Source organism: Streptomyces sp. CB03238 (assembly GCF_002099185.1).
Taxonomy (GTDB): Bacteria; Actinomycetota; Actinomycetes; order Streptomycetales; family Streptomycetaceae; genus Streptomyces.
Window position 1 is genome coordinate 30,115 of the sequence record NZ_NBCN01000019.1, and the last position, 26,025, is coordinate 56,139.

The 26,025-nt window shown below is 71.5% G+C and carries 24 protein-coding genes, 1 pseudogene and 1 riboswitch; of the genes and pseudogenes, 13 read left to right on the forward strand and 12 right to left on the reverse strand.

The annotated features are described in order from the left end of the window. The first annotated feature begins 42 nt into the window (after nucleotides 1–42). Nucleotides 43–1,194, forward strand: a complete 1,152-nt coding sequence (locus BKD26_RS28875; protein ID WP_084904159.1) for a serine hydrolase domain-containing protein — start codon at nucleotides 43–45, stop codon at nucleotides 1,192–1,194. On the opposite strand, the gene BKD26_RS28880 is transcribed toward BKD26_RS28875, so the two are convergent. Next, nucleotides 1,169–1,702 (reverse strand): hypothetical protein, encoded by a 534-nt coding sequence (locus tag BKD26_RS28880; protein WP_084904162.1) that lies wholly within the window; start codon nucleotides 1,700–1,702, stop codon nucleotides 1,169–1,171. The genes BKD26_RS28875 and BKD26_RS28880 overlap by 26 nt on opposite strands. A 72-nt stretch (nucleotides 1,703–1,774) precedes the next feature. Between BKD26_RS28880 and BKD26_RS28885 the strand changes: the two genes are divergently transcribed. Next, nucleotides 1,775–3,697, forward strand: coding sequence for a serine/threonine-protein kinase (locus tag BKD26_RS28885; RefSeq protein ID WP_179166744.1), 1,923 nt, complete (start codon nucleotides 1,775–1,777; stop codon nucleotides 3,695–3,697). 17 nt (nucleotides 3,698–3,714) lie between these two features. Here the strand turns inward: BKD26_RS28885 and BKD26_RS28890 are convergent, their stop codons facing one another. Beyond that, nucleotides 3,715–3,915 (reverse strand): hypothetical protein, encoded by a 201-nt coding sequence (locus BKD26_RS28890; protein ID WP_084904167.1) that lies wholly within the window; start codon nucleotides 3,913–3,915, stop codon nucleotides 3,715–3,717. Nucleotides 3,916–4,013: 98 nt separating this feature from the next. Continuing rightward, on the reverse strand, nucleotides 4,014–5,450 hold the full coding sequence (locus tag BKD26_RS28895) for a gamma-aminobutyraldehyde dehydrogenase (protein ID WP_084904170.1): 1,437 nt from the start codon (nucleotides 5,448–5,450) through the stop codon (nucleotides 4,014–4,016). A 178-nt stretch (nucleotides 5,451–5,628) separates the two neighbouring features. Between BKD26_RS28895 and BKD26_RS28900 the strand changes: the two genes are divergently transcribed. The 11 genes and pseudogenes from BKD26_RS28900 to BKD26_RS28945 all read left to right on the forward strand — a co-directional run bounded on the left by BKD26_RS28900 (nucleotide 5,629) and on the right by BKD26_RS28945 (nucleotide 16,092). Further along, nucleotides 5,629–6,135: an Lrp/AsnC family transcriptional regulator gene (locus BKD26_RS28900; RefSeq protein ID WP_073754616.1), complete on the forward strand. Its 507-nt coding sequence runs from the start codon at nucleotides 5,629–5,631 to the stop codon at nucleotides 6,133–6,135. Next, the gene (locus BKD26_RS28905) at nucleotides 6,120–7,499 is read left to right on the forward strand and encodes an aspartate aminotransferase family protein (RefSeq protein WP_084904173.1); all 1,380 of its coding nucleotides are present in this window, start codon (nucleotides 6,120–6,122) and stop codon (nucleotides 7,497–7,499) included. The genes BKD26_RS28900 and BKD26_RS28905 overlap by 16 nt, the downstream gene beginning before the upstream one ends. Nucleotides 7,500–7,712: 213 nt before the next feature. Beyond that, the gene (locus BKD26_RS28910; protein WP_084904175.1) at nucleotides 7,713–8,441 is read left to right on the forward strand and encodes an ATP-binding cassette domain-containing protein; all 729 of its coding nucleotides are present in this window, start codon (nucleotides 7,713–7,715) and stop codon (nucleotides 8,439–8,441) included. Beyond that, nucleotides 8,423–9,592, forward strand: coding sequence for a hypothetical protein (locus tag BKD26_RS28915; RefSeq protein ID WP_084904179.1), 1,170 nt, complete (start codon nucleotides 8,423–8,425; stop codon nucleotides 9,590–9,592). The genes BKD26_RS28910 and BKD26_RS28915 overlap by 19 nt, the downstream gene beginning before the upstream one ends. 100 nt (nucleotides 9,593–9,692) lie before the next feature. Continuing rightward, nucleotides 9,693–10,328, forward strand: a complete 636-nt coding sequence (locus BKD26_RS28920) for an HD domain-containing protein (protein WP_084904181.1) — start codon at nucleotides 9,693–9,695, stop codon at nucleotides 10,326–10,328. Between the two features lie 13 nt (nucleotides 10,329–10,341). Then, entirely contained in the window at nucleotides 10,342–11,316 is a 975-nt protein-coding gene (locus BKD26_RS28925; RefSeq protein WP_179166745.1) for a GlxA family transcriptional regulator, read from the forward strand. 13 nt (nucleotides 11,317–11,329) lie between these two features. Next, nucleotides 11,330–12,445, forward strand: a complete 1,116-nt coding sequence (locus tag BKD26_RS28930) for an LOG family protein (protein WP_084904184.1) — start codon at nucleotides 11,330–11,332, stop codon at nucleotides 12,443–12,445. Between the two features lie 106 nt (nucleotides 12,446–12,551). Then, nucleotides 12,552–13,733, forward strand: a complete 1,182-nt coding sequence (locus BKD26_RS28935; RefSeq protein ID WP_084904187.1) for a serine hydrolase domain-containing protein — start codon at nucleotides 12,552–12,554, stop codon at nucleotides 13,731–13,733. Between the two features lie 13 nt (nucleotides 13,734–13,746). Next, nucleotides 13,747–13,824: pseudogene (locus tag BKD26_RS39415) on the forward strand (DNA-binding response regulator); the annotation flags it as partial. A gap of 119 nt (nucleotides 13,825–13,943) precedes the next feature. Further along, nucleotides 13,944–14,858, forward strand: coding sequence for a hypothetical protein (locus tag BKD26_RS28940; protein ID WP_084904190.1), 915 nt, complete (start codon nucleotides 13,944–13,946; stop codon nucleotides 14,856–14,858). A 37-nt stretch (nucleotides 14,859–14,895) separates the two neighbouring features. After that, complete coding sequence (locus tag BKD26_RS28945; protein ID WP_084904192.1) at nucleotides 14,896–16,092, forward strand: HAMP domain-containing sensor histidine kinase; 1,197 nt, start codon at nucleotides 14,896–14,898, stop codon at nucleotides 16,090–16,092. 3 nt (nucleotides 16,093–16,095) lie between these two features. On the opposite strand, the gene BKD26_RS28950 is transcribed toward BKD26_RS28945, so the two are convergent. From BKD26_RS28950 to rpsB, 9 genes are all read right to left on the reverse strand, one after another. Further along, nucleotides 16,096–17,112, reverse strand: a complete 1,017-nt coding sequence (locus BKD26_RS28950) for an ABC transporter ATP-binding protein (protein ID WP_084904195.1) — start codon at nucleotides 17,110–17,112, stop codon at nucleotides 16,096–16,098. A gap of 1 nt (nucleotide 17,113) precedes the next feature. Beyond that, a complete protein-coding gene (locus tag BKD26_RS28955; protein WP_084904198.1) occupies nucleotides 17,114–18,721 on the reverse strand; it encodes an iron ABC transporter permease in 1,608 nt (535 codons plus the stop codon). A gap of 35 nt (nucleotides 18,722–18,756) precedes the next feature. Then, nucleotides 18,757–19,851: a thiamine ABC transporter substrate-binding protein gene (locus tag BKD26_RS28960; protein ID WP_084904201.1), complete on the reverse strand. Its 1,095-nt coding sequence runs from the start codon at nucleotides 19,849–19,851 to the stop codon at nucleotides 18,757–18,759. Nucleotides 19,852–19,928: 77 nt separating this feature from the next. Next, a riboswitch (TPP riboswitch) is annotated at nucleotides 19,929–20,038 on the reverse strand. Nucleotides 20,039–20,067: 29 nt separating this feature from the next. Beyond that, nucleotides 20,068–21,180, reverse strand: a complete 1,113-nt coding sequence (gene rlmN, locus BKD26_RS28965; RefSeq protein ID WP_084904203.1) for a 23S rRNA (adenine(2503)-C(2))-methyltransferase RlmN — start codon at nucleotides 21,178–21,180, stop codon at nucleotides 20,068–20,070. A 148-nt stretch (nucleotides 21,181–21,328) separates the two neighbouring features. Next, complete coding sequence (locus BKD26_RS28970) at nucleotides 21,329–22,519, reverse strand: phosphatidate cytidylyltransferase (RefSeq protein WP_084904206.1); 1,191 nt, start codon at nucleotides 22,517–22,519, stop codon at nucleotides 21,329–21,331. Continuing rightward, the gene (gene frr / locus BKD26_RS28975) at nucleotides 22,519–23,076 is read right to left on the reverse strand and encodes a ribosome recycling factor (protein WP_084904209.1); all 558 of its coding nucleotides are present in this window, start codon (nucleotides 23,074–23,076) and stop codon (nucleotides 22,519–22,521) included. Before frr ends, BKD26_RS28970 begins: the two co-directional genes overlap by 1 nt. Nucleotides 23,077–23,228: 152 nt before the next feature. Then, entirely contained in the window at nucleotides 23,229–23,993 is a 765-nt protein-coding gene (gene pyrH / locus BKD26_RS28980; RefSeq protein WP_073754599.1) for a UMP kinase, read from the reverse strand. A 159-nt stretch (nucleotides 23,994–24,152) separates the two neighbouring features. After that, entirely contained in the window at nucleotides 24,153–24,989 is an 837-nt protein-coding gene (tsf, locus tag BKD26_RS28985) for a translation elongation factor Ts (RefSeq protein ID WP_084904213.1), read from the reverse strand. A gap of 99 nt (nucleotides 24,990–25,088) precedes the next feature. Next, nucleotides 25,089–26,015, reverse strand: a complete 927-nt coding sequence (gene rpsB / locus BKD26_RS28990; RefSeq protein WP_084904215.1) for a 30S ribosomal protein S2 — start codon at nucleotides 26,013–26,015, stop codon at nucleotides 25,089–25,091. Between the last annotated feature and the right edge of the window lie 10 nt (nucleotides 26,016–26,025).

Consider the following 26,025-nt stretch of genomic DNA (forward strand, 5'->3'; position numbering starts at 1 on the left):
TGGGAGCCGTCCGAACAACGGCCACCAGCCCAGGAGTTGACCATGAACGCACGTATCCGTGCCGTCCTCGCCGCCGCGCTCGTACTCGGCGTGGCGGCGGGCCCCCTCACCGTCCCGGCGAGCGCGCACGGCCCGGCCGTCTCCCGCACGCAGACCGGCCCGGACGCCCAGGCCCTGCGCGCCGCGCTCGCGGGGCTGCCGGACGCCGACGCGACGGCCGCCCTCGTCCGGGTCGGCGGGGCCGGCGGCACCTGGCGCGGCAGCGCGGGCGTCCACGACCTGGGGAGCGGCCGCCCGGCGGACCCGGATGCCCGCTTCCGCGCCGGTTCGGTGACGAAGGTGTTCACGGCCGCCGTGGTGCTCCAGCTCGCCGGCGAGGGCAGGGTGGACCTCGGCGGTCACGTACGGGACTACCTGCCGGACGTCATCCCGGCCGCGTACGACGGGGTCACCGTGCGGCAGCTGCTCGACCACACGCACGGGCTGCCGGACGGCGATTTCCCCGGGACGGACATCCACGACTGGTACGCCCACCGCTTCGACGTCCACGATCCGCGCCGGATCGTCGCCTCGGCGACCGCCAAGAAGCGGGTCGCGCCGCCCGGGGCGGTGCAGCGGTACAGCAACATCGGCTACACCGTCGCCGGGCTGCTGGTGGAGCGGGTCACGGGTGACACGTACGCGAACCAGGTCACCCGCCGGATCCTGCGGCCGCTGGGGCTGAGGGGGACCTACTTCCCGGGAGTGTCGCCGAGGATCCGTGGCCCGCACAACCACGGCTACCAGGTCTTCCCGATGCCCGACGGCACGACCGAGCTGCGCGATGTGACGGTGTGGGGCGTGACGGACGGCTGGGCGGCCGGTGACCTCGTCTCGACGACCGCCGATCTGGAGCGCTTCCTGCGCGCGCTGTTCACGGGCGAGGTGGTGCGCGGCCCGCTGCTGAAGGAGATGTTCACCGTCCCGGCCGGTGTGCCGGGCGCGACGATGAGCGTGGGACTCCAGCGGTACGAGGTCGGGGACGGCCGCGTCCTGTGGCTGAAGACCGGCGGCCGCTGGGGCTACAACACGGTGATCGCGGCCACCGAGGACCTCTCCCGCACCCTGGTGTACTCGGTGAACTCCACCGACGCGAAGGGCAAGGGGATGAACCCGGTGGCCGAGCGGATCATGCGGGCAGCGTTCGCGCGCTGAGCACCGGCGCGGTCAGCGCCTCCAGGCGCTTGATCATGCGGCGTACGACGAGCAGCGGGATCACCCCGAAGACCCCGAAGGACATGTCGATCACCGACCACCAGAAGGGGATGCCCCGGATGGGACCGCAGATCAGGGCGAGCGGGATGATCCCGGCGCAGGCGATCATGCCGAAGTCGATCACCCAGATGTTGCGTACGGGGTCGCGGTAGGGCCCGTAGAAGGCGACGGCGATGACGAGGTGCGCGAAGGCGAGCCAGTCGGTCCCGTACAGGAGGAACGGGTAGTTCTGGTCGGCGGTGTCGAGGCCGGCGCGTACGCGCTCGATCCACTCCTGGAGGCCGGGGAAGGCGTCGGCGGCGGGGGACGCCCAGCCGTTCAGGGCGTCCTCGACGAGGTGCAGTTCGGTGACGAGCGGGAAGGCCGTCGCACCGCTGAGCACCAGACAGACGATGAAAACGGCCAACCACACACGTATACGCCGCAGAAGGGCGCGGGTCTCGCTCATGCCCGCAGCGTACGACCGTGCCCGTCCGCCCTCCGCGCCGGTACCGGTCCGGCACTGTGCGAAGATCCGACGGTGCATCCGATCAGCGCTGAAGACCCCGCCTGGATAGGCCCTTACCGCCTCCTCGGACTCCTGGGCGAAGGCGGAATGGGCCGTGTCTATCTCGCGCGCAGCGAGGGCGGCCGGACCGTAGCCGTGAAGCTGATCCTCCGTCAGCTCACCCAGGACGGCGAGTTCCGGCAGCGGTTCGCCCAGGAGGTGGCCGCGGCGCGGAGGGTCGGTGGACGGTGGACCGCGCCGGTGCTGGACGCCGACACCGGCGCCGCGATGCCCTGGGTGGCGACCGGTTACATCCCGGGCCCCGCCCTGTCGGAGGTGGTGGACAAGGACCACGGGCCGCTGCCCGACACGTCCGTACGCGCCCTGGCGAGCGGGTTGTCACAGGCGCTGGAGGCCATCCACTCCGTGGGGCTGGTGCACCGCGACCTGAAGCCCTCCAACGTCCTGCTGACGGTGGACGGTCCGCGGGTGATCGACTTCGGCATCGCCCGCGCGCTGGACGCGCACAGTGCGGCGGGCGATGTACGGACCCGCACGGGCGCCGTGGTCGGTTCGCCCGGGTTCATGTCGCCCGAGCAGGTGCGCGGCGAGGGCATCACACCCGCGTCGGACGTGTTCTGCCTGGGCACGGTACTCGCGTACGCGGCGACGGGACGTATGCCGTTCGGGAGCGCCGACAGCGGCGTCCACAGTCTGCTGTACCGGATCGTGCAGGAGGAGCCGGACCTGGCGGGTGTGCCGCAGAGGCTGGCCGGGCTCGTCAGGGCCTGCCTGATCAAGGACCCGGCGGGCCGGCCGTCGGTCGCGGAGCTGGTCGAGGCGACCCGGGACGCCGAACCCACGGGGGCCTGGCTGCCCGGCGCGCTGCTCGCGCAGCTCGGGCAGCGGGCGGCGCGGCTGCTGGACACGGAGGTACCCGCGTCGGCCCACGCGCCGGCGCCGCAGCAGCCGCACGCGGGACTGCCGCAGACGGGACTGCCGCACGCGGGACTGCCGCAGACGGGACTGCCGTACGCGCCCACGGCGTTCCAGACGCCGCCTCCGGCGCCTCACCCGTATCCGTACGCCCAGCCGCATCTCGTACCGCCGAGCGTCGTCGGTCCGGCGAGTGGCCGGTCCGGGGGCGGTGGGCGGGTGGCACTGATCGTCCTGAGCATCGTCATCGGGCTGCCGGTGATGGGCGTCTTCCTGCTGTTCATGATCGGCCTGCTGGCCGGCGACGACGAGCCGCCCGAGGTCCACGAGGTCGCCGGCGCCGTACCGGACGCGTACCTCGGCGCCTGGGAGGGCGTGATGAAGGCGGGTCCGGAGGGCGAGTTCCAGGGGCGCTTCGACATCGTCCAGGGCGAGAAGGACACGGTGGTCGCCACGGTCACCTACACGCTCCCTCACGCGCTCTGCCAGGACCGCGCTCCGCTGCTGACCGCCGACGACGAGAAGATCGTCCTGGGCGGGGGCGGCAGGACAAAGAGCGTGCCGGCCGGCGCGAAGAGCTGCGCCAAGCCGTCACCGGAGCAGACCCTCAAGGCCCAGCCGGACGGCACGCTGCTGTGGGAGACCAGGGGCGCGTCCACGGCGCTCAAGCCCGCGGAGACCAGCGAGGCCGCCGTCCACCCGAAGTTCCTGGGCACCTGGGACCTTTCGACCGAGCCCGCCGCCAACAGCCTCAGGCTGACGATCAAGCAGGGTGCGGTCGGCGAGGAGGTCGTCACGGCGATCGGCGCGGGCTCCTTCAAGGAGTGCCGGTGGAAGGGCGTCCTGGCCGGCGCGCACAGCGACCGGCTCGTCCTGGGGCCGCTCACCTCGGGCCGGAGCGCCTGTCCGGTACGGAGTTCGATGGTGATCACTCCGGCGGGTGAGGGCACGCTCTACGTGGACCGGGCGGACCGGCCGGAGGACGCCCGCCAGGAGGAGCTGAACCGCTTCGAGCCCTGACGGCCGGCCCGGCAGCGCTACTGGGTGTCGTCCTCGTCGGCCTCCACTCCCTTGAGCGGTTCGCCACCCTCCGTGCCCTCTTTGGGGCGGTAGCCCTCCGCGGCGCTCGCCGTGCCGGGGACGGTGCGGCGGCCGGCCTGGCGCTCGGCGCCCGAGTGGGCTCCGGGCTCTTCTTCGCTGCGCTTGCGGGCGCGTTCCCGCGGCGTCTTGTCGTTCATGGCGCCCGAGTACCCGTGGCCGGGGTCGTCATACGCCCGCAAAAGGCGGCGGGCGGGCCGGGGACGTACCCCGACCCGCCCGCCGCGCGGCCGGTGTGTCAGCCCAGCGAGGTCATCACGTGCTTGATGCGCGTGTAGTCCTCGAAGCCGTACGCCGAGAGGTCCTTGCCGTAGCCGGACTTCTTGTAGCCACCGTGCGGCATCTCCGCGACCAGCGGGATGTGGGTGTTGATCCACACGCAGCCGAAGTCCAGCGCCTTGGACATGCGCATCGCGCGGGCGTGGTCCTTCGTCCAGACCGAGGAGGCCAGGGCGTACTCGACGCCGTTGGCGTACTCCAGGGCCTGCTCCTCGTCGCGGAACGACTGGACGGTGATGACGGGGCCGAAGACCTCGTTCTGGATGATCTCGTCGTCCTGCTTGAGGCCGGAGACGACGGTCGGGGCGTAGAAGTAGCCCTTGTCGCCGACCCGGTGGCCGCCCGCCTCGACCTTGGCGTGGGCGGGGAGGCGGTCGATGAAGCCGCTGACCTGCTTGAGCTGGTTGGCGTTGTTGAGCGGGCCGTACAGCACGTCCGCGTCGTCCGGCTGACCGGTCTTGGTCTCGGACGCGGCCTTGGCGAGGGCGGCCACGAACTCGTCGTGGATGGACTCGTGGACGAGCACGCGGGTGGCGGCGGTGCAGTCCTGGCCGGCGTTGAAGAAGCCCGCGACGGAGATGTCCTCGACGGCCTTGGCGATGTCGGTGTCCTCGAAGACGACGACCGGCGCCTTGCCGCCCAGCTCCAGGTGGACGCGCTTGACGTCCTTGGAGGCGGACTCGGCGACCTGCATGCCGGCGCGTACGGAGCCGGTGATGGAAGCCATCGCGGGGGTCGGGTGCTCGACCATGGCGCGGCCGGTCTCGCGGTCGCCGCAGATGACGTTGAAGACGCCCTTGGGGACGATCTGGCCGATGATCTCGGCGATCAGCACGGTGGAGGCCGGGGTGGTGTCCGACGGCTTGAGGACGACGGTGTTGCCCGCGGCGAGGGCCGGGGCGAACTTCCACACGGCCATCATCATCGGGTAGTTCCACGGCGCGACCTGCGCGCAGACGCCGACCGGCTCGCGGCGGATGATGGAGGTCAGGCCCTCCATGTACTCACCGGCGGACTTGCCCTCCAGCAGCCGCGCGGCGCCCGCGAAGAACCGGATCTGGTCCACCATCGGCGGGACCTCTTCGGTGCGGGTGAGCTCGACCGGCTTGCCGGTGTTCTCCGACTCGGCCGCGATGAGGTCCTCGGCGCGCTCCTCGAAGGCGTCGGCGATCTTCAGCAGGACCTTCTGGCGCTCGGCCGGCGTGGTGTCGCGCCAGGCGGGGAAGGCGGCCGCGGCGGCCTCCATGGCGGCGTCGACGTCGGCCTGGCCGGACAGCGGGGAAGTGGCGTACACCTCGCCGGTGGCCGGGTTGACCACGTCGATGGTCCGTCCGTCGGCGGCGTCCCGGAACTCCCCGTTGATGTAGTTGCGCAGACGACGCAGCTCGGTGGTCACTTGCCACCCCTCCTGTCGGTCTCGTGGTTCTCGGTGTCCAAGTGCTGGACAGCCCCACCCTAATCGCTGATGCGACGATTCCGACAGGCCCGACGCTCCAGAACTTCGGATTCAGTGGGATTCGATATCAAGAACAACGGATTTCCTCGATCTGAGGTTGCGCGAGTGACGAGACTCGGTGCACAGTGGAGACGTGGCCAGTCGAAGCGCAGACCCCAGGGCCGGGAACGGATCGTCACCGACGATCGATGCCGTATCCCTGGCGATCATCGAACAGCTCCAGGAGGACGGACGCCGTCCGTACGCCGCCATCGGCAAGGCCGTCGGCCTGTCCGAAGCGGCCGTGCGTCAGCGCGTCCAGAAGCTCCTCGATCAGGGCGTCATGCAGATCGTCGCCGTCACCGACCCGCTCACCGTCGGCTTCCGCCGGCAGGCGATGGTCGGGATCAACGTCGAGGGCGACGTGGAGCAGGTGGCGGACGCGGTGACGGCCATGGCCGAATGTGAGTACGTGGTGATGACCGCGGGCTCCTTCGACCTGATGGTGGAGATCGTCTGCGAGGACGACGACCACCTTCTGGATGTGATCAACAAGCGCATCCGCACACTCCCCGGCGTGCGCTCCACCGAGAGCTTCGTCTACCTCAAGCTCAAGAAGCAGACCTATATGTGGGGAACCCGATAGCCGTGAGCAAGGACCTCTCCAAGACCGCGTACGACCACCTGTGGATGCACTTCACCCGCATGTCGTCGTACGAGAACAGCCCCGTCCCGACCATCGTTCGCGGCGAGGGCACCTACATCTTCGACGATAAGGGCAAGCGCTACCTCGACGGCCTCGCCGGCCTGTTCGTGGTCCAGGCCGGCCACGGCCGGACCGAGCTCGCCGAGACCGCCTCCAAGCAGGCCCAGGAGCTCGCCTTCTTCCCGGTGTGGTCCTACGCCCACCCGAAGGCCGTCGAGCTGGCCGAGCGCCTCGCGCACCACGCCCCCGGTGACCTGAACAAGGTCTTCTTCACCACCGGTGGCGGCGAGGCGGTCGAGACCGCCTGGAAGCTGGCCAAGCAGTACTTCAAGCTGGTCGGCAAGCCCACCAAGTACAAGGTCATCTCCCGCGCGGTCGCCTACCACGGCACCCCGCAGGGCGCCCTGTCCATCACCGGCCTGCCGGCTCTGAAGGCCCCCTTCGAGCCGCTGGTCCCCGGCGCGCACAAGGTGCCGAACACCAACATCTACCGCGCCCCGATCCACGGCGACGACCCCGAGGCCTTCGGCCGCTGGGCCGCCGACCAGATCGAGCAGCAGATCCTCTTCGAGGGCCCGGAGACCGTCGCCGCGGTCTTCCTGGAGCCGGTGCAGAACGCCGGTGGCTGCTTCCCGCCGCCGCCCGGATACTTCCAGCGCGTGCGCGAGATCTGCGACCAGTACGACGTGCTGCTCGTCTCCGACGAGGTCATCTGCGCCTTCGGCCGCCTCGGCACGACGTTCGCGTGTGACAAGTTCGGCTACGTACCGGACATGATCACCTGCGCCAAGGGCATGACCTCGGGCTACTCCCCGATCGGCGCGTGCATCATCTCCGACCGCATCGCCGAGCCGTTCTACAAGGGTGACAACACCTTCCTGCACGGCTACACCTTCGGTGGCCACCCGGTCTCCGCGGCCGTGGGCCTCGCCAACCTCGACATCTTCGAGCGCGAGAAGCTCAACCAGCACGTCCTGGACAACGAGGGCAACTTCCGCGCCACGCTGGAGAAGCTGAAGGACCTGCCGATCGTCGGCGACGTCCGCGGCAACGGCTACTTCTACGGCATCGAGCTCGTCAAGGACAAGGCGACCAAGGAGTCGTTCAACGACGACGAGACCGAGCGCGTCCTGTACGGGTTCCTCTCCAAGGCGCTGTTCGACAACGGCCTGTACTGCCGTGCCGACGACCGCGGCGACCCGGTCGTCCAGCTGGCGCCGCCGCTGGTGTCCGACCAGTCCACGTTCGACGAGATCGAGCAGATCCTCCGGGCCACCCTCACCGAGGCCTGGACGAAGCTGTAACCCTCGGCGTGATCGTCCGATCGTAGGCTGAACGCGGCCCGGGTCATGCCCCATCCGAGTGAGATGGGCGGACCCGGGCCGTGTGCTGTCCTGACACCCGGCTCGCCAATCCCTACGGTTCCAGTGACCGATCGGCCCTGCCTTCGTTCCCCCGTACGGGGGAACAACGTACGGGGGACGACACACATCAGAACCGATACCGAGGTGTTCGCCATGGTGGCCCCGCCGGACAACGACGTGCTCTGGGCACGCGCCCTGCACCACTCCCACAACGGCTCCCCCGCGCTTCAAGGTGTCTCCCTCGGCGTGCGCGAGGGCGAGATCCTCGCGGTCAGCGGGCCGCGCGGATGCGGCAAAACGACACTCCTGCGCTGCCTGTCGGGCCGGCTCGTCCCCCGCGAGGGCGAGGTCTGGTACAACAGCGCCCCCGTCCACACCATGACCCCGCTCCAGCGCGAGCGGCTGCGCCGCGACCGGTTCGGCTGGGTCGGCCCCGAACCCGACCTCGTCCCCGAACTGACCGCCTGGGAGAACACCGCCCTGCCCCTCCTGCTGCGCGGCACCTCCCACCGCGCCGCCAAGGCCGCCGCCCTCGACTGGCTGGAGCGCCTCGACACCGGCGACTGCGCGCGCAAGCGGCCGCACGCCCTCCTCCAGGCCCAGCGCCAGCGCATCGCCATCGCCCGCGCCCTGGTCACCATGCCGTCGCTGCTGTTCGCCGACGAACCCACCGCGACACTGCACCGCGCCGACGGCGCCCAGGTGCTGCGCACCCTTACGGCCGCGGCCCGCTCGCACCGCATCACGGTCCTGCTCGCCACGCACGACCCGGAGGTGGCGGCGCTCGCCGACCGCACGGCGCACCTGCTCGACGGGCGGCGCGTCAACTCCGTACACCTCGATGGAGCGGAGGGCCGCGACGCGTGCTCGCTCTCCGTCTAGCCCGTGGCGCCCACCCCCTGGTGCTGCTGCGCCGGCTGCTCGTCGCGGCCGCCTCGGCCGGGGTCGGCTTCCTGCTGCTGTGCACCCTGGGGTACGCGGTCGGGCACCCCGGCGAGTCACGGGCCGCGCTGATGCGCCTGGCCTGGTGCGCCCTGCCGCTCGCCGCGACCGTGCACTTCGCCGTCGCCGTCGCCCGTACCGACCCGGCCACCCGGCCACGCCCCGGACTGTCGGCGATCGGCCTGGGCCCGGCCCGGCTGGCCGCGGTCGCCGCCGCGTCGACCGCCGTGTCCTGCACGCTCGGCTCGATGGTCGCGCTGCTGGTCTTCCTGCACCTGCGCGGCGACCTCACGGGCCTGCCGTTCGACGGGGCGTCCGCCGAGCTGCTGGCGGCTGGCCGGCCCCTGCCGCTCGCGGCCGCGCTGACCCTGCTCGCCATCGTGCCGGTCCTCGCGTCCGCGGCCGCCGCCCTGGCGCTGCGGCGCAGCCGCAAGGCGGTCCTGGACGACGACCCGGCGACCGCCGAGCCTGCCGCGGCGACGGCGCCCACCGGGCTGCCGTGGGGCGTGGCGCTGATCGCGCTGGGCCTCGCCGTCGAGACGTACGCCTCCCGGGGCAGCGGCGGCGGCGCGGCGGCCCTGCCGCTGCCGGGCGGCATCGGGGGCGGACCGGCGGGCGTCCTGGCGGGCTGGGCGCTCACCGCGCTGGGCCTCGCCGTCGCCGGGCCGGGGCTCACGCACCTGTCGGGGCGGCTGCTCCAGACGTTCCGGCCCGGCGTGACCCGGCTGCTGGCGGGGCGCGCCCTGATGGACGAGGCGCGGCGCATCGGGCGCCCGCTGGGCGTGGCGTGCGCGGTGGCCTCGGCGACGATCGGGGCGACGAGGCTGTACGAGGGCGGCGCCCATCCGTTCGGGCCGCTGACCGGGCTGGGTGCCGCGCTGGTCATGGCGTGCACCACGGCGACGCTGCTGACCGCGGCGCTGGAGTCCCGGCAGACCCGCGTGACCACGAAGGACGCGCTGCTGCGGCTGGGCGCCTCGGAATCGCTGCTCCGGCTGGCCGTGGCGCTGCGCGCGCTGACCCTGCTGGTGGTGTTCGCGCCGCTGACCTGGGCGGTGGCGGAGCTGGCGGCGCTGCCACTGCGACGGTAGCCGTGTCCTGATCCGAGGGTCATGTGTCCCGTCGGACCCTCATGCCCCGGTGCCGGACGGCGGTTGGGTGGGGTGACCGACCACCACAGGAGACAGCCACATGACCACCGTCGCCGGTATCGACGTCCCCGACAGCCGCCTGGCCCGTGAGGCCACCGAGCTGGTGCGCGAGGCGGCCTCGCCGACCGTCTTCCACCACTCCCGCCGCGTGTTCTTCTGGGGGACCCTGCGCGGCCTCGCCCGTGGCCTGAAGGCCGACCCCGAGCTGCTGTACGTCGGCGCCCTCTTCCACGACCTCGGCCTGACCGAGCGTCACCGCCGCTCCGGCCGACGCTTGGAGATCGACGGCGCCGACGAGGCCCGCCGCTTCCTCCTCCGGCACGGGATCGCCCCGGACGCCGCCGACCTGGTGTGGCAGGGCATCGCGCTGCACACCACCCCCGAGATCCCCAGGCACATGGCACCCGAGGTGGCGCTGGTGACGGCGGGCGTCGAGGTCGACGTACTCGGCATCGGGCTCGACGAGGTCGACGAGGGTGCCCGGGAGGAGGTCGTGGCGCTACATCCGCGCCCCGACTTCAAGCGGCGCATCCTCGCCGAGTTCACCGACGGCATCGCGCACCGGCCGCACACGGCGTTCGGCAACGTCAAGGCGGACGTCCTGGACCGCTACTCGCCCGGTTTCGCCCGGCAGAACTTCGTCGACATCGTCCTGGACTCCGACTGGCCGGAGTGAGGACCCTCTTCCGATGACACATGTGATCGCGGTGCTGCTGCACGAGGGTGTCCAACTGCTCGACGTCGCCGGCCCGGTGGACGTCTTCGCCGCCGCCAACGAGCACGGCGGCCGGTACGTACTGAGGACGGCGACCGTGACCGGCGGCCCGGTGCGCACCAGCGCGGGCGTGACGCTCGCGGTGGACTGCGCCGTCGCCGACCTGCCCCCACTGGGGACGCTGATCGTGCCGGGCGCCCCCGACTGGCGCCCCGCCGTCCTCGACCGGGAGCTGCAAGGCGCCCTCAAGCACCTGGCCACTGCGGCGGGGCGGACGGCCGCCGTGTGCGCCGGGGCGTTCCCGCTGGCGGCGACCGGGCTGCTGGACGGGCGGCGGGCCGCCACGCACTGGGAGCTGGCCGAGGCGCTCGCCCGGCGGTTCCCGCGCGTGTCCGTGGACGCCGACTCGCTCTTCGTACGGGACGGGAACCTCTACACCTCCGCCGGGGTGACCGCGGGGATCGACCTGGCGCTCGCCCTGGTCGAGGAGGACCTGGGCGCCGACGCGGCCCGGGCCGTGGCACGGCACCTGGTGGTGTTCCTGGCCAGGCCGGGCGGGCAGTCGCAGTTCAGTGCCCGGTCGCGGGTGCGGCAGCCCCGCACGCCGCTGCTGCGCACGGTTCTTGACGCGGTGACGGCCGAGCCGGGCGGTGACCACACCCTGGAGAGCCTGGCCCGGCGGGTGGGCGTGAGCGCCCGGCACCTGACGCGGCTGTTCCGGGCGGAGGCGGGGACGACTCCGGCGCGGTTCGTGGAACAGGTGCGGCTGGAGGCGGCCACGACGCTGCTCGTGACGGGCGGGGACCCGCTGGACGCGGTCGCCCGGCACGCCGGGTTCGGCAGCCCCGAGACGCTGCGGCGGGTGTTCCAGCGGGAGCTGGGCGTCACGCCGGGCGCGTACCGGGAGCGGTTCCGGACGTCCGGCCCGCCGGGGGTCGAACGCGTGTAGCTATCGTGGCGGCATGGCGCACACCCCTCGGCACGGCCACGACCGTGAGATCGAAACGCTCCGGGAGTTCGACGAGGCCGCCGCGCGCGGCAGTCTCGTCGGCCACCGCCTCCAGTCGGTCGACCTGACGGAGCGTACGGCTCTGCTGCTCTCCCTCCCGACGGCCGGCGCCGTCTTCCTCGGCTGCCCCATGGAGCCGGACGCGGCCGCGAAGGTGCGGGCCGACGGGGCGCTCGTCTTCCCGCCCGTACCGGATGTGCCGTTCGATCCGTACCGGGGGCTGCTCTACTCGCCCGAGGAGCTGTTCGCGGGCCTCGCCGAGCACGGCTACGAGCGGACGCCGGACGCGCTCACGTACGCCTGGTTCCAGCGCACCAAGGCCGACGGCGACATCTTCGCGTCGATGCTGCGGGCCGTGCACGACGACGCGGTCTCCGACGCGCTGGACGAGCACCTCGCCGGGGCCCGCGTGGTCGGCGTGATGGGCGGGCACGCCATGGCGCGCGGCACGGACGCGTACGCCGGTGCCGCCCGCCTCGGCCGGAGTCTCGCCCGCGCCGGGCTGACCGTCGCGACGGGCGGCGGGCCCGGCGCCATGGAGGCGGCCAACCTGGGCGCGTACGCCGCGCCCCATGACGACGCCATGCTGGAGGAGGCGCTGCTGCTGCTCGGCAAGGAGCCGTCGTTCGCGCCGTCCGTGGGCGACTGGGCGCGGGCGGCGTTCGAGGTGCGGTCCCGCTGGCCGGGGGGCGGCGATTCGGTCGGCATCCCCACCTGGTTCTACGGCCACGAGCCGCCGAACGCGTTCGCCTCCCACACGGCGAAGTACTTCGCGAACGCCACCTGCGAGGACGGTCTGCTGGCCCGCTGCAACGCGGGCGTGGTCTTCCTCCCGGGCGCCGCCGGCACCGTCCAGGAGATCTTCGACAACGCGACCCCCAACTACTACGAGTCGCGTGGCGGTCCGACCCCCATGGTCCTGGTCAACCGCACCCACTGGACCGAGCACCTGCCCGCCTGGCCGCTGCTACAGGCCCTGGCCGAGGGCCGCTCCATGGAGCCGCGTATCGCCCTGGTGGACAGCGTGGACGAGGCCCCGGAGGCGCTGCGGCGGCTGGGCGCCAGGTAACGCCGAATGGCCCACCGGGCGGGCGCTGTTGCGGGGGTCGCCGGATGCTGGGGCCTGAGCGACCCGGCGGGGCCGGGCGCCAGCGACTTCCAGGAGGTACGCCGATATGCGTGCAGCGCCCGCACGACCCTTCCGCACCCGACGGAGACTGACCGCCGCCCTCGTCGCGGCGGGGGCCTGCGCCGCCGGCCTGATCGCCGGACCGGCGCAGGCCGAGGGGCAGCGCCCGGACAGCCGCGACCGCGAGCTGCACAAGGCGCTGGAGGAGCTGGTGGGGCCCCCGGACGGGCCTCCCGGAGCCATCGCCCTGCTGCAGCGGGGCCGGGACGTGAAGGTCTACCGGGCCGGTGTGGCCGACGCGGACTCGGGACGGCCACCGCGCCCCGGTGACCACATGCGCGTGGCCAGCATCGCCAAGGCGTACAGCGGAGCCGTCGCGCTGCGGCTCGTGGACCGTGGGAAGCTCCGGCTCGACGACACGATCGGCAAGCGGCTGCCGCATCTGCCCAAGGCCTGGCACAAGGTGACGCTGCGCCACCTGCTCCAGCACACCAGCGGGTTGCCGGACTTCACGGAGGACCCGGATTTCCAGGAGGCGGTGGCGGCCGACCCGCGCCGCGAAGTGGACCCGCACACGCTGCTGGACTTCGTCGCCGACAAGCCCCTCCTCTTCAAGCCGGGCTCACGCTACCGGTACGACAACTCCGACAACATCGCGGTGGCCCTGATGGCGGAGGCGGCGACGGGCCGTCCGTACGAGGAGCTGCTGCGCCAGCTCGTCCACCGGCCGCTGGGCCTGCGCAACACCAGCCTGCCGCGGTGGCACCTGCTTCCCCGCCCTTACCTCCACGGCTACGAGTTCGAGCCGGAAGGGCCGCTGGAGGACGTCAGTACCGCCTTCAGCGCGTCGCTCTTCTGGGCCTCCGGCGGCGTCGTCTCCACCCCGAACGACCTGAACGTCTTCATGCGCGCCTACGCGGGCGGCCGGCTGCTGTCGAAGGAGACCCGCGAGCAGCAGACGAAGTGGATCAACGGCTCCTCCGTGAACCCCGGCCCCGGCCGCAACCAGGCCGGTCTCGCCCTGTTCAAGTACACGACCCGCTGCGGTGTGGTCTACGGCCACACGGGCACCATCCCGGGCTACACCCAGCTCGCCGCCGCCACGCCCGACGGCAAGCGCTCCCTGACGTTCACCCTGAACACCCAGGTGAGCCCGCAGACGCCGGAACTCCTGGCACGGATGCGCGAGGTCCAGGAGGACTTCGTCTGCGAGCTGCTCCGTCACTGAGGTGGGCGACGAAGTGCCGATGCTGACCACCCTCGATCTCGACGAGTACGTGTACGACGCCCTCGCGGCGGGCGCGAGCGGCTTCCTGCTCTGAAGGACGCGACCTTCCCGGTCGCGACTCGTCGGCACCTGCCTGACAGAGGCAACGTCCGGGCCCGTTCTCTCGTCTGTCAGACGTAAGTCACCCGACCGACGAAACGGAGCCCGGACGTGCTCATAGGACTGTTGACGGCCGTCGTGGCCTCGATCTGCTACGGCACGGGCTCGGTCCTCCAGGCCGTCGGGTCGCGCAAGTCCGCCCGCCGTGAGGCGGCGGCCGGCCTGGTGACGCAGCACGGCGGGCCGTCCCTGTCGTCGACGGCCAAGGCGGCGATGACGTGGGAGTTCATCGTCGGTACGGTCCTGGACTTCGTCGGTTTCGGGCTGGGCGCGCTGGCCGCGCGCATGCTGCCGCTGTTCCTGTCCCAGACAGTGATCAGCGCGAACCTGGTGGTCACCGCCGTACTGAGTGTGCGGCTGCTCGGCATCCGGCTGACCCGCGCCGAGTGGACGTCGATCGGTGTGGTGTGTTCGGCGCTGGTGCTGCTGGCCACGGCGGCGGGCCCGGAGGGCAGCGGGCACACCCCGATCGCCACGCACTGGTGGCTGCTGGCCGTGTCGCTGCTGCTGATGGTGGGCGGGACGGTCGTGGTGCGGCTGCTGGGCGCGCGGGCGGCGATCCTGGCCGGTCTGCTGTCCGGGCTCGGCTTCGGCGCGCTGGGGGTCGGCGTACGCGTACTGAACGGCATCGACCCGTTCGACCTGGGCGCGCTGCTGTCCGACCCGGCGCTGTACGCGATCCTCGTCGCCGGAGTCGGCGGGATGTACCTGCACACGGTGGCGCTCCAGATCGGCTCGGTGAACGGGGCCACGGCGGCGCTGGTGGTGGGCGAGACGGTGCTGCCGGGCATGATCGGCGTGTGGTGGCTGGGGGACGCGTCACGGCCGGGGTTCGCGTGGCTGGCCGTGGTGGGGTTCGTCCTTGCGGTGGCGGGCGCGGTCGCGGTGGCGTGGTTCGGCGAGCCGGAGGGCGGCGAGCCCGGCCGGGCGGAGGAAGAGCCCAGGGAACTCGCCCGCATCGGCTGATCGGCGCCCTCGTAGACTCCCGGCAGGGAGATGAGACATGGGGCTACGGCTCAAGATAGGTGCCACGATCACCGCGACCGCCGCGCTCGCCGCGCTCGTGACGGGTGTCCAGGTACCGCGGCTGATGGAGGACCGGGCCCGGGACCAGGCGATGGAACGGCTCGGTATCGCCGAGCGCGGCTACCGGGAGGACGGGCAGGCCCGCTTCGGGGCCAAGGTCAACCCGCCCAACCTGCCCGACGAGCTGCGCCGCACCGTCCTGAACGGCCGGCGCGCCACCTATGTGCAGGCGTACGGGGAGCGCCGCCAGATCTGGGCGGCCACCAGCGTCGGTGACGACATCCTGGCGCTGAAGCAGTTCGAGGACCCGCTGTCGGACCAGCTCCAGGCCGGCATGTTCCGGGCGGGTGTCGTGGGTACGGCGGTGGCCACCCTGATCGGCCTGCTGCTCGCCACCCGGCTGGGCCGGCGGCTGCGGCTGTCGGCGCGGCGGGCCGAGCAGATCACCGGCGGTGATCTGGACGCCCGGCTCCCCCAGTCGGGGCGGGACGAGATCACCACCCTCACCCGGGCGGTGAACACCATGGCGGACGCGCTGGCGGAGCGGCTGCGCGCGGAGCGCGAGGTGACGGCGAACATCGCGCACGAGCTGCGTACGCCCGTCGCCGGGCTGGTCGCGGCGGCCGGGCTGCTCCCGGACGGCAGGGCCGAGTCGATGGTGAAGGAGCGGGTCGCGCGGATGCGGGACCTGATGGAGGACGTCCTGGAGGTGGCCCGCCTGGACAACGGTGGCGAGGAGGCCGACGTACGGCTGGTGGAGCTGGGGACGCTCGCCCGCCGGGCGGTACGCGCGGTCGAACACACCGAGGTGCGCCTTGACATCGTTGCCGACGCACTGCTGGAGACGGACGCGCGGCGCGTGGAGCGGGTCCTGACGAACCTGGTCAGCAACGCCTTGCGGCACGGTGCCGAACCGGTCGTGGTGGAGGTCGAGGGCGGGGTCGTCCGGGTCCGCGACCGGGGCGCCGGTTTCCCCGAGCACCTGCTGGCGCACGGGCCGCGCCGGTTCCAGACCAGCGCGGTCGGCAAGGGGCTGGGCCTGGGCCTGACGATCGCCGCGGGCCAAGCGCGGGTGCTGGACGCCCGTCTGACGTTCACCAACCCGGAGGGCGGCGGCGCCTGCGCCGTGCTGGACCTGTCGGGAGCCGTCCGCGACGAACCGGCCGGGGGCTGACGCTCAGCCGAGCACCACGACCTCGTCCGCCGCGAACGTCACGCCCACCACCGCCCCCTCCTCGGGCGCGTCGCGCAGCGCGCACTCGGCCTCCAGGAGGGGCCCGGTCTCCGGCCGGAGCCGTACCGCCACATGGTGCCCCCTAAACGTCCGCCCCTCGACCGTGCACCGCAGCCCGCCGGCCGGGTCGCCGAGCCGCACCCCCGCCGGCCGCACCAGCACCTGAACCGCCCCCTGGGCGGAGCCGGCCGGCACGGGGACCTTGCCCCACACGGTGTCGGCCGCCTCGCCGGTCACCGTCGCCGCGACCACGTTGTCGAAGCCCAGGAAACGGGCGACGAACTCCGACGCCGGGCGCCGCCACACCTCCAGCGGCGTACCGCTCTGCGCGATGCGCCCGTCGCGCATGACCACCACCCGGTCGGCGAGCGCGAAGGCCTCGCCCTGGTCGTGCGTGACGGCGAGCACCGTCGTACCGAGCCGCCCGAACAGCTGCCGCAGCTCGACCACGAGCCGCTCGCGCAGCCCCCGGTCGAGCTGGCCGAGCGGTTCGTCGAGCATCAGCAGCCGGGGGCGGGGCGCCAGCGCCCGCGCGAGGGCGACGCGCTGCTGCTCGCCGCCGGACAGGGCGGCCACGGCCCGCCGTTCGGCGCCCGGCAGCCCGACGAGGTCCAGCAACTCGGCGACGCGGACAGCCTGTTCCTTCCGCGACGCGCCGCGCATGCGCAGCCCGAAGGCCACGTTCCCGCCGACGTCCCGCTGCGGGAACAGCTGGTGGTCCTGGAACATGAGCCCGACGCCGCGCCGGTGCACGGGCACGCCCGCCTGGTCGGCGCCGTCGAGCAGCACACGGCCCGCGTCCACGTCCTGGAGCCCGGCCACGACCCGCAACAGGGTCGACTTGCCGCTGCCGCTCGGCCCGAGCACGCACACGATCTCGTGGTCGGCGACGTCCAGCGACACCTCGTCGACCGCGACGCGCGATCCGAAGCGTACGGCCACACCGTCAAGACGCAGCATGTCAGAACTCCCCGGAGCGTTCGGTGGTACGGATACGTTCGAGCAGCAGCAGGGCCACCGCGCACACCACCATCAGGATCGTCGAAAGGGCCATGGCCTGGCCGTAGTTGAGCTCACCGGGCCGGCCGAGGAGCCGGGCGACGGCGACCGGGAGGGTGGGGTTGTCGGGGCGGGCGATGAACACGGTCGCCCCGAACTCGCCCAGCGACACGGCGAACGCGAACCCGGCGGCCACCAGCAGCGCCCGCCGCACCAGCGGCAGGTCCACCTCCCGCCACACCCGCCACGGCGACGCGCCCAGCACGGCCGCAGCCTCGCGCAGCCGCGCGTCCACCGCGCGCAGCACGGGCAGCATGGTCCGTATGACGAAGGGGACGCCGACCAGGGCCTGGGCGAGCGGCACCAGGATCCACGAGGAGCGCAGGTCCAGCGGCGGCTCGTCCAGCGCGATCAGGAACCCGAAGCCGACGGTCACGGCGGACACGCCGAGCGGCAGCATCAGCAGCGCGTCGAAGCCGCGCACGATGCGCCCGGCGCGCCGGGTCAGCGCGGCGGCGGCGAGCCCGCCGATCAGGAGCGCGATCCCGGTCGCGGCGAGCGCGTACTCCAGAGAGTTCCCGATCGCCTCCAGGGGCGGCACCAGGAACGTCCCGCCGCCCGCGTCCACGTCCTGGAGCGCCCGGTAGTAGCCGAGCCCCCCGTCGAAGGACCGCTCGACGAGCACCCCGAGCGGCAGCAGGAGCAGCAGCACCACGGTCAGCAGCACGCCACCGAGCAGCCCCCACTGCCCGGCCCCGCGCGGTCTGCGACCGGTCTGCGCCGCGTCGACGAGCTTCAGCGCGGTCTCCCGCCTCCGTACGGTCCGGGCGTGCACGGCGAGGATCGCCCCGACGGCGGCGAACTGCACCAGCGTCAGCACCGCCGCCGTCGGCAGGTCGAGCAGCTGCGCGGTCTGCCGGTAGATCTCCGCCTCCAGCGTGCGGTACGCGGGCCCGCCGAGGATCTGGACGATGCCGAAGGAGGTGTACGTGAAGAGGAACACCATCAGCGCGGCGGCGGCCACGGCGGGCGCGAGCGCCGACAGCGTCACCCGCCGCCACGCCCCGAAGCGGGAGGCACCCAGCACCCGGGCGGCCTCCTCCTGGCGCGGGTCCAGCTGTGCCCACAGGCCGCCGACCGTCCGGACGACGACCGCGTAGTTGAAGAAGACGTGCGCGAGGAGGATCGCCCACACCGTGGTGTCCATCCGTACGCCCCACAGCTCGTCGAGCAGCCCGCCCCGCCCGAGCAGGGCGAGGAACGCGGTGCCGACGACGACGGTCGGCAGGACGAACGGCACGGTGACGACCGCCCGCAGCAGCCCCTTGCCGGGGAAGTCGAAGCGGGCGAAGACGTACGCCCCGGGCAGCGCGATCAGCAGAGTGAGCGCGGTGGAGGCGAGCGCCTGCCAGGTGGTGAACCAGAGCACGTCCAGGATGTCCGGGCGGCCGAGCACGTCGCCGAGCCGCCCGAACTGCCAGCCACCGTCGTCCGTCTTCAGCCCGCGCCCGACGATCGCGGCGACCGGGTAGGCGAAGAAGACGGCGAAGAACGCCACGGGCAGGGCCATGAGCCCCGCCCGCAGCGCGCCGCCTTTGAGGCCGGCTACTTCAGGACGAGCGAGGACCACGACTGGATCCACTGGTCACGGTTCTTGGCGATCTTCTCGGGGGCGACGGTGTGCGGCTTGTCGACCTCGGCGCCGTGCTTGGTGAACAGCTCCGGCAGCTTCGCGTCCTTCGCCACCGGGTTCACGAACATCTGCAGCGGCATGTCCTCCTGGAACTTCTTGCTGATCAGGAAGTCGATGAGGGCCTTGCCGCCGTCGGGGTTCTTCGCGCCGGTCAGCAGCCCGGCGAACTCGGTCTGCTGGAAGCACGTCCCGGTGGAGACGCCGGTCGGCGCCTCGGCCGGCTGCGGCTCGGAGTACAGCACCTCGACGGGCGGGCTGGAGGCGTACGACACGACGAGCGGCCGGTCGCCCTTGGCCTTCTTGCCGCCGGCGGAGCCGGAGAACTCCTGGTTGTAGGCGAGCTCCCAGCTGTCGACGACCTTGACGCCGTTGGCCTTCAGCTTCTTCCAGTAGTCCTGCCAGCCGTCGTCGCCGTACTGGGCGGCCGTCCCGAGCAGGAACCCGAGGCCGGGCGAGGACCGCTCCGGGTTCTCCACGACGAGGAGGTTCTTGTACGCGGGCTTGGCGAGGTCGTCGAAGGTCTGCGGCGGCGCGAGCTTCTTGTCCGCGAAGTACTTCTTGTCGTAGTTGACGCAGATCTCGCCGGTGTCGACGGGCGTGACGCGGTGCTTGTCCTTGTCGAGCTGTACGGCGTCGGGGACCCGGTCCAGGCCCTTGGCCTCGTACGGCTCGAACAGCCCGTTGTCGAGCGCGCGGGACAGCAGCGTGTTGTCGACGCCGAAGAAGACGTCGCCCTGCGGGGCGCCCTTGGTGAGGATGGCCTTGTTGACGGCCTCGCCGGCGTCGCCGCTCTTGAGGACCTTGACGGTGTAGCCGGTCTGCTTGGTGAACTCCTTCAGGACGGCCGGGGAGGCGTTGAAGGAGTCGTGGCTGACGAGCGTCACGGTCTTCGGCTTCGTACCGCCGTCACCGGCGTCCTTGCCGGACTCGCTGCCGCAGGCGGTGAGCGTCGTGACGCCCAGCGCGGCGGCGACGGCGCCGACCGCGATCTTCTTGGTGGTGCTCACTGAGATTCCTCCTGGGTGTGACCAGGAAGAGACGCGGCCCTGCCCACCCCCTTATGAAAGTAGGCAGGGCGCAACAGCTTGAGTAACGACCGAACTTCCTACCCAGAATGACCTGGGCGAGGTTCAGAGGGTCTGCGGCCTGACGGTGCCGCACTCTCAGCGCTGTGGCGCTCCCCTGTCGGAATATGCAGGTGTGTTCGAGCTCAGACTACAAGCTCACCGTTCCGAGGCCGCGAGCTGTCCACAGGCCCCGTCGATCTCCTGCCCGCGCGTGTCACGGACGGTGACCGGTACCCCGTGCGAGGCGATCGCCTCGACGAACGCCTTCTCGTCCTCCGGGCGGGACGCCGTCCACTTCGACCCCGGCGTCGGGTTGAGCGGGATCAGGTTGACGTGGACGCGCTTGCCCTTGAGGAGGCGGCCGAGGAGGTCGCCCCGCCATGCCTGGTCGTTGATGTCCCGGATGAGGGCGTACTCGATCGAGACGCGGCGGCCGGACTTCTCCGCGTACTCCCAGGCGGCGTCCAGCACCTCCCGGACCTTCCAGCGCGTGTTCACGGGTACGAGGGTGTCGCGCAGCTCGTCGTCGGGGGCGTGCAGCGAGACGGCGAGGCGGCACTTGAAGCCCTCGTCCGCGAAGCGGAGCATGGCCGGGACGAGGCCGACCGTCGAGACGGTGATCCCGCGCTGCGACAGCCCGAGCCCGTCCGGCTCGGGGTCGGTGAGCCGCCTGATCGCTCCCACGACCCGCTTGTAGTTCGCCAGCGGCTCCCCCATGCCCATGAAGACGATGTTGGAGAGCCGTGCGGGCCCGCCGGGCACTTCCCCGTCCCGCAGCGCCCGCATGCCGTCGACGATCTGGTGCACGATCTCGGCGGTCGACAGGTTCCGGTCGAGCCCGGCTTGGCCGGTGGCGCAGAACGGGCAGTTCATGCCGCAGCCGGCCTGCGACGAGATGCACATCGTGACGCGGTCGGGGTACCGCATGAGGACGGACTCGACGAGGGTCCCGTCGTGCAGTCGCCACAGGGTCTTACGGGTGGTGTCGTCGTCGCACGAGATGTGCCGTACGACGGACATCAGGTCGGGCAGCAGCTCGGCCGCCAGCTTCTCGCGGGACGCGGCGGGGATGTCCGTCCACTCGGCCGGGTCGTGCGCGTACCGCGCGAAGTAGTGCTGGGACAGCTGCTTGGCGCGGAACGGCTTCTCACCGATCGCGGCGACGGCCTCCTTGCGCTCGGCGGGCGTGAGGTCGGCGAGGTGCCGCGGCGGCTTCGTGGCTCCGCGCGGGGCGACGAAGGTGAGCTCTCCCGGTGCGGGGCGTGGCATGACCTGGTACTCCTCAGTAAAGACGAGGCCGCGGTACGTGAGCCGGGAGACCTCACCGGATGATCCCCGCGCGCGTGCGTGGGCCGCGGGGCCGAAAGGGCCCGCCGCGACTGTGCGACGAGCCCTTCCAGGGTAACCGGATGCCGGTTCAGCCCGTTCCGACGAAGACCACCAGCAGCAGCCACACCACCGGAGCCGTCGGCAGCAAGGAATCCAGCCGGTCCATGATGCCGCCGTGGCCCGGGAGCAGCGTGCCCATGTCCTTGATGCCCAGGTCCCGCTTGATCATCGACTCGCCGAGGTCGCCCAGCGTGGCGCTGGCCGCGACGGCGAGGCCCAGGAGCAGGCCCTGCCACCAGGTGCCGTCGTCGATGGCGAACTCCATGCACAGCGCGCCCGCCGCCATGGCGAACGCCACCGCGCCCAGCAGCCCCTCACGGGTCTTGCCGGGGCTGATGCGCGGCGCGAGCTTGTGCTTGCCGAAGCGCCAGCCGACGGCGTACGCACCGGTGTCGCTGACCACGGTCAGGAGCAGGAAGGTGAGCACCCGCCACGGACCGTCGTCCGCGGTGAGCATCAGCGCCACGAATGTCGCCAGGAACGGCACGTAGAACGCGGCGAAGACGCCGGCCGTGACGTCCTTCAGGTAGCCCTCGGGCGGCTCCGTCATCCGCCACACGAGCACCGCGAGCGCGGTGAGCGCCATGGCGACCCAGGCGCCCTCCGCCCCGCGCACGTACCCGGCCACGACCATGGCCGCGCCGCCGACGGCGAGCGGCACGAGCGGGGCCCTGATGGACTTGCGCTCCTCCAGGCGGGAGGTCAGCTCCCACAGCCCGACCACGACGGCGACGGCTATCACGCCGACGAACGCGGCCTTCCAGATGAACAGCGATGCGACGATCACCGCCCCGAGAGCGACGCCGACCCCTATGGCGGCCCTGAGGTCCCGCCCGGCCCGCTTCTTCTGCGGGCCGGCGTTCTGCGGACCGGCCGGGCCGGGCTGCTCCGGAGGCTGCGGCGCTCCCGACGGCGAGCTGGGCATGGGCTCCTGCGGATTCTCCGGCTGCTGCGGCTCCTGCCACCGCTGCCGCGTCTCGTCACGGAACGGGGGACCGCTCAGCGGAGCGGTCCCCCGGTCGCGGTCGTCCTGGCCACCGCCGGTGTCTCCACCGGCGGGAACGTCGGGCACGATGGGCATGGGCCGAGTCTGCTGTGCCTCATGCCCGTCGTAGGCGGGACCCGCCGGGGCTGCCGGAGCGAACCCCGGGTGGTACCCCTGGTCGGGCGGACCCCATGGACCGCCTCTCGGCGGGGCCCCCCAGGAAGAGTCGTTCATCAGACCTCGAGCAGCTCGGCTTCCTTGTGCTTGAGCAGCTCGTCCACCTGCGCGACGTACTTCGCGGTGGTGTCGTCGAGCTCCTTCTCCGCGCGGCGGCCCTCGTCCTCGCCGACCTCGCCGTCCTTGACGAACTTGTCGATCGTGTCCTTGGCTTTGCGGCGGACCGAGCGGATCGACACCTTGGCGTCCTCGGCCTTGCCCTTGGCGACCTTGATGTACTCGCGGCGGCGCTCCTCGGTGAGCTCGGGGAACACCACCCGGATGATGTTGCCGTCGTTGCTCGGGTTGACGCCGAGGTCCGAGTCGCGGATGGCCTGCTCGATGTTGCGCAGCGCGCTCTTGTCGAACGGGGTCACCACGGCCATGCGCGGCTCCGGTACGGAGAACGACGCCAGCTGGTTGATGGGCGTGACGGCACCGTAGTAGTCGGCCACGATCTTGTTGAACATGGCCGGGTGCGCGCGGCCGGTACGGATCGCGGCGAAGTCCTCCTTGGCGACCAGGACGGCCTTCTCCATCTTCTCCTCTGCCTCGAGGAGGGTCTCTTCGATCACCACTTGCTCCTGCGTGTCTATGAGTAGGCCCGGCGTACAAAGGGCTGCGGAACCTGCGTCGCGTCTGTCCCCTGCACGGTGTCCGACCGGCAGGGCTTTGTCCATCCCCTCGCGGGGCACCCCGGGGGCCGAAGCCCCCGGTGGATCCGGGGTCAGGTCCTGGTGCCCTGGTCGCTCACGAGAGTGCCGATCTTCTCACCCTTCACGGCCCGCGCGATATTGCCCGCCGCGAGCAGCTCGAAGACGAGGATCGGCAGGTTGTTGTCGCGGCAGAGGGTGATGGCGGTGGCGTCGGCGACCTTGAGGTCGCGGGAGAGCACCTCGCCGTACTCCAGCGCGTCGAACTTCACCGCGTCGGGGTTGGCCTTGGGGTCGGAGTCGTAGACGCCGTCCACCCCGTTCTTGCCCATGAGGAGCGCTTCCGCGTCGATCTCGAGGGCACGCTGGGCCGCGGTGGTGTCGGTGGAGAAGTAGGGCATGCCCATACCGGCGCCGAAGATCACGACGCGGCCCTTCTCCAGGTGCCGCACGGCGCGCAGCGGGATGTACGGCTCCGCGACCTGCCCCATGGTGATGGCGGTCTGGACCCGCGAGTCGATGCCCTCCTTCTCCAGGAAGTCCTGGAGGGCGAGGCAGTTCATGACCGTACCGAGCATGCCCATGTAGTCGGAGCGGGCCCGGTCCATGCCACGTACCTGAAGCTCGGCGCCGCGGAAGAAGTTGCCGCCGCCGATCACGACCGCGATCTCCGCGCCGTCGCGGACGACCGCGGCGATCTCGCGTGCGATGGCGTGTACGACGTCGGGATCGACGCCGAGGCCACCACCGCCGGCGAACGCCTCGCCGGACAGCTTCAGCATGAAGCGGCCGGCCTTTTTACCGGTGTTGTCGTCGCCCTGTGCGGCGCCCTGGTTCATGGAGATCTCCTCGTGCACATACGAAGAAGGCCATTGCCGGTGGGTGTGGTTGTCCCTACGGCAATGGCCTCCTCGTCAGATCTGTGGCCGCCGGCGCTCACGCGACCGACCGTCCACTGGGAAAACCCTAGCGGGCTCCCGTGTCGAGCGCGTACCGGCTCAGATGCCGACCTTGATGCGGCTGAAGCGCTTCAGGGTGACACCGGCCTCGTCCAGGACCTTCTGGACGGACTTCTTGTTGTCGAGCGCGTACGGCTGACCCAGGAGGGTGGCGTCCTTGAAGAAGCCGTTGAGGCGACCCTCGACGATCTTCGGGAGCGCGGCCTCGGGCTTGCCCTCGGCGCGGGTGGTCTCCTCGGCGACGCGGCGCTCGGCCTCGACGACCTCGGCCGGGACGTCGTCCTTGGAGAGGTACTTCGGGGCGAAGGCGGCGATGTGCTGCGCGATGCCCTTGGCGACCTCGGCGTTCTCCTTGTCGAGCTCGACGAGGACACCGATCTGCGGGGGCAGGTCGGGCATGGTGCGGTGCATGTACGCCGCCACGTAACCGCCGGAGAACTGCGCGAAGCGGTCCAGGACGATCTTCTCGCCGAGGTTGGCGTTGGCCTCGTCGACGTACGCCTGGACGGTCTTGCCGGGCTCGATCTCGGACGCGAGCAGCGCCTCGATGTCGGCCGGGGAGGTCTTGGCGACGTGCTCGGCGAGGGCCTTGGCGACGCTCTGGAACTTCTCGCCCTTGGCGACGAAGTCCGTCTCGCACTTCAGCTCGACGAGGACGCCGGAGGTGTTGTCGTCGGCGATCACGGAGACGACGGCACCGTTCTCGGCGGAGCGGCCCTCGCGCTTGGCGACGCCCTTCTGGCCCTTGATGCGCAGCGCCTCGACGGCCTTGTCGACGTTGCCCTCGGCCTCGTCCAGCGCCTTCTTGCAGTCCATCATGCCCGCGCCGGTGAGCTCGCGGAGCTTCTTGACGTCAGCGGCGGTGTAGTTCGCCATGATCTGTAAGTCTCTCTCGAAGTCTGGAAGATCTACGAAGATCTACGGGTGGACGGCGGGGGCTTCGTGGGCCCCCGCCGTCATCCGAACCTGAAAGGGTCAGGCCTGCTCGGCGTCCGCGGCCGGAGCCTCGGCGGCGGGAGCCTCGGCGGCGGGAGCCTCGGCGGCCTCGGCGGTCGGGGCCTCGGCCGGAGCCTCCGCAGCGGCCTCGGCCGGCTTCTCGGCAGCCTCGTCGGAGTCCGCCTTCTTCTCACCCTCGAGCAGGTCGCGCTCCCACTCGGCCAGCGGCTCGCCGGCGGCCTTCTCGCCCGGCTTCTGGTCGCCGGTCGCGGCGCCGGAGCGGGCGATGAGGCCCTCGGCGACGGCGTCGGCGATCACGCGGGTGAGCAGGGTGACGGAGCGGATCGCGTCGTCGTTGCCCGGGATCTTGTAGTCGACCTCGTCGGGGTCGCAGTTGGTGTCGAGGATCGCGACGACCGGGATGTGGAGCTTGCGCGCCTCACCGACGGCGATGTGCTCCTTCTTGGTGTCGACGATCCAGACGGCGCTCGGCACCTTCTGCATCTCGCGGATACCACCGAGGGTCTTCTCCAGCTTGGCCTTCTCGCGCGACAGCACGAGAAGCTCCTTCTTGGTCAGACCGGACGCGGCGACGTCCTCGAAGTCAATCGCCTCGAGCTCCTTCAGACGCTGAAGGCGCTTGTAGACGGTGGAGAAGTTGGTGAGCATGCCACCCAGCCAGCGCTGGTTGACGTACGGCATGCCGACGCGCGTCGCCTGCTCGGCGATGGCCTCCTGGGCCTGCTTCTTGGTACCGACGAACATGATGGAGCCGCCGTGCGCGACGGTCTCCTTGACGAACTCGTAGGCGCGGTCGATGTACGACAGCGACTGGAGCAGGTCGATGATGTAGATGCCGTTGCGCTCGGTGAAGATGAAGCGCTTCATCTTCGGGTTCCAGCGACGGGTCTGGTGACCGAAGTGGACGCCGCTTTCCAGCAGCTCCCGCATCGTGACGACGGCCATGGCCGTATCT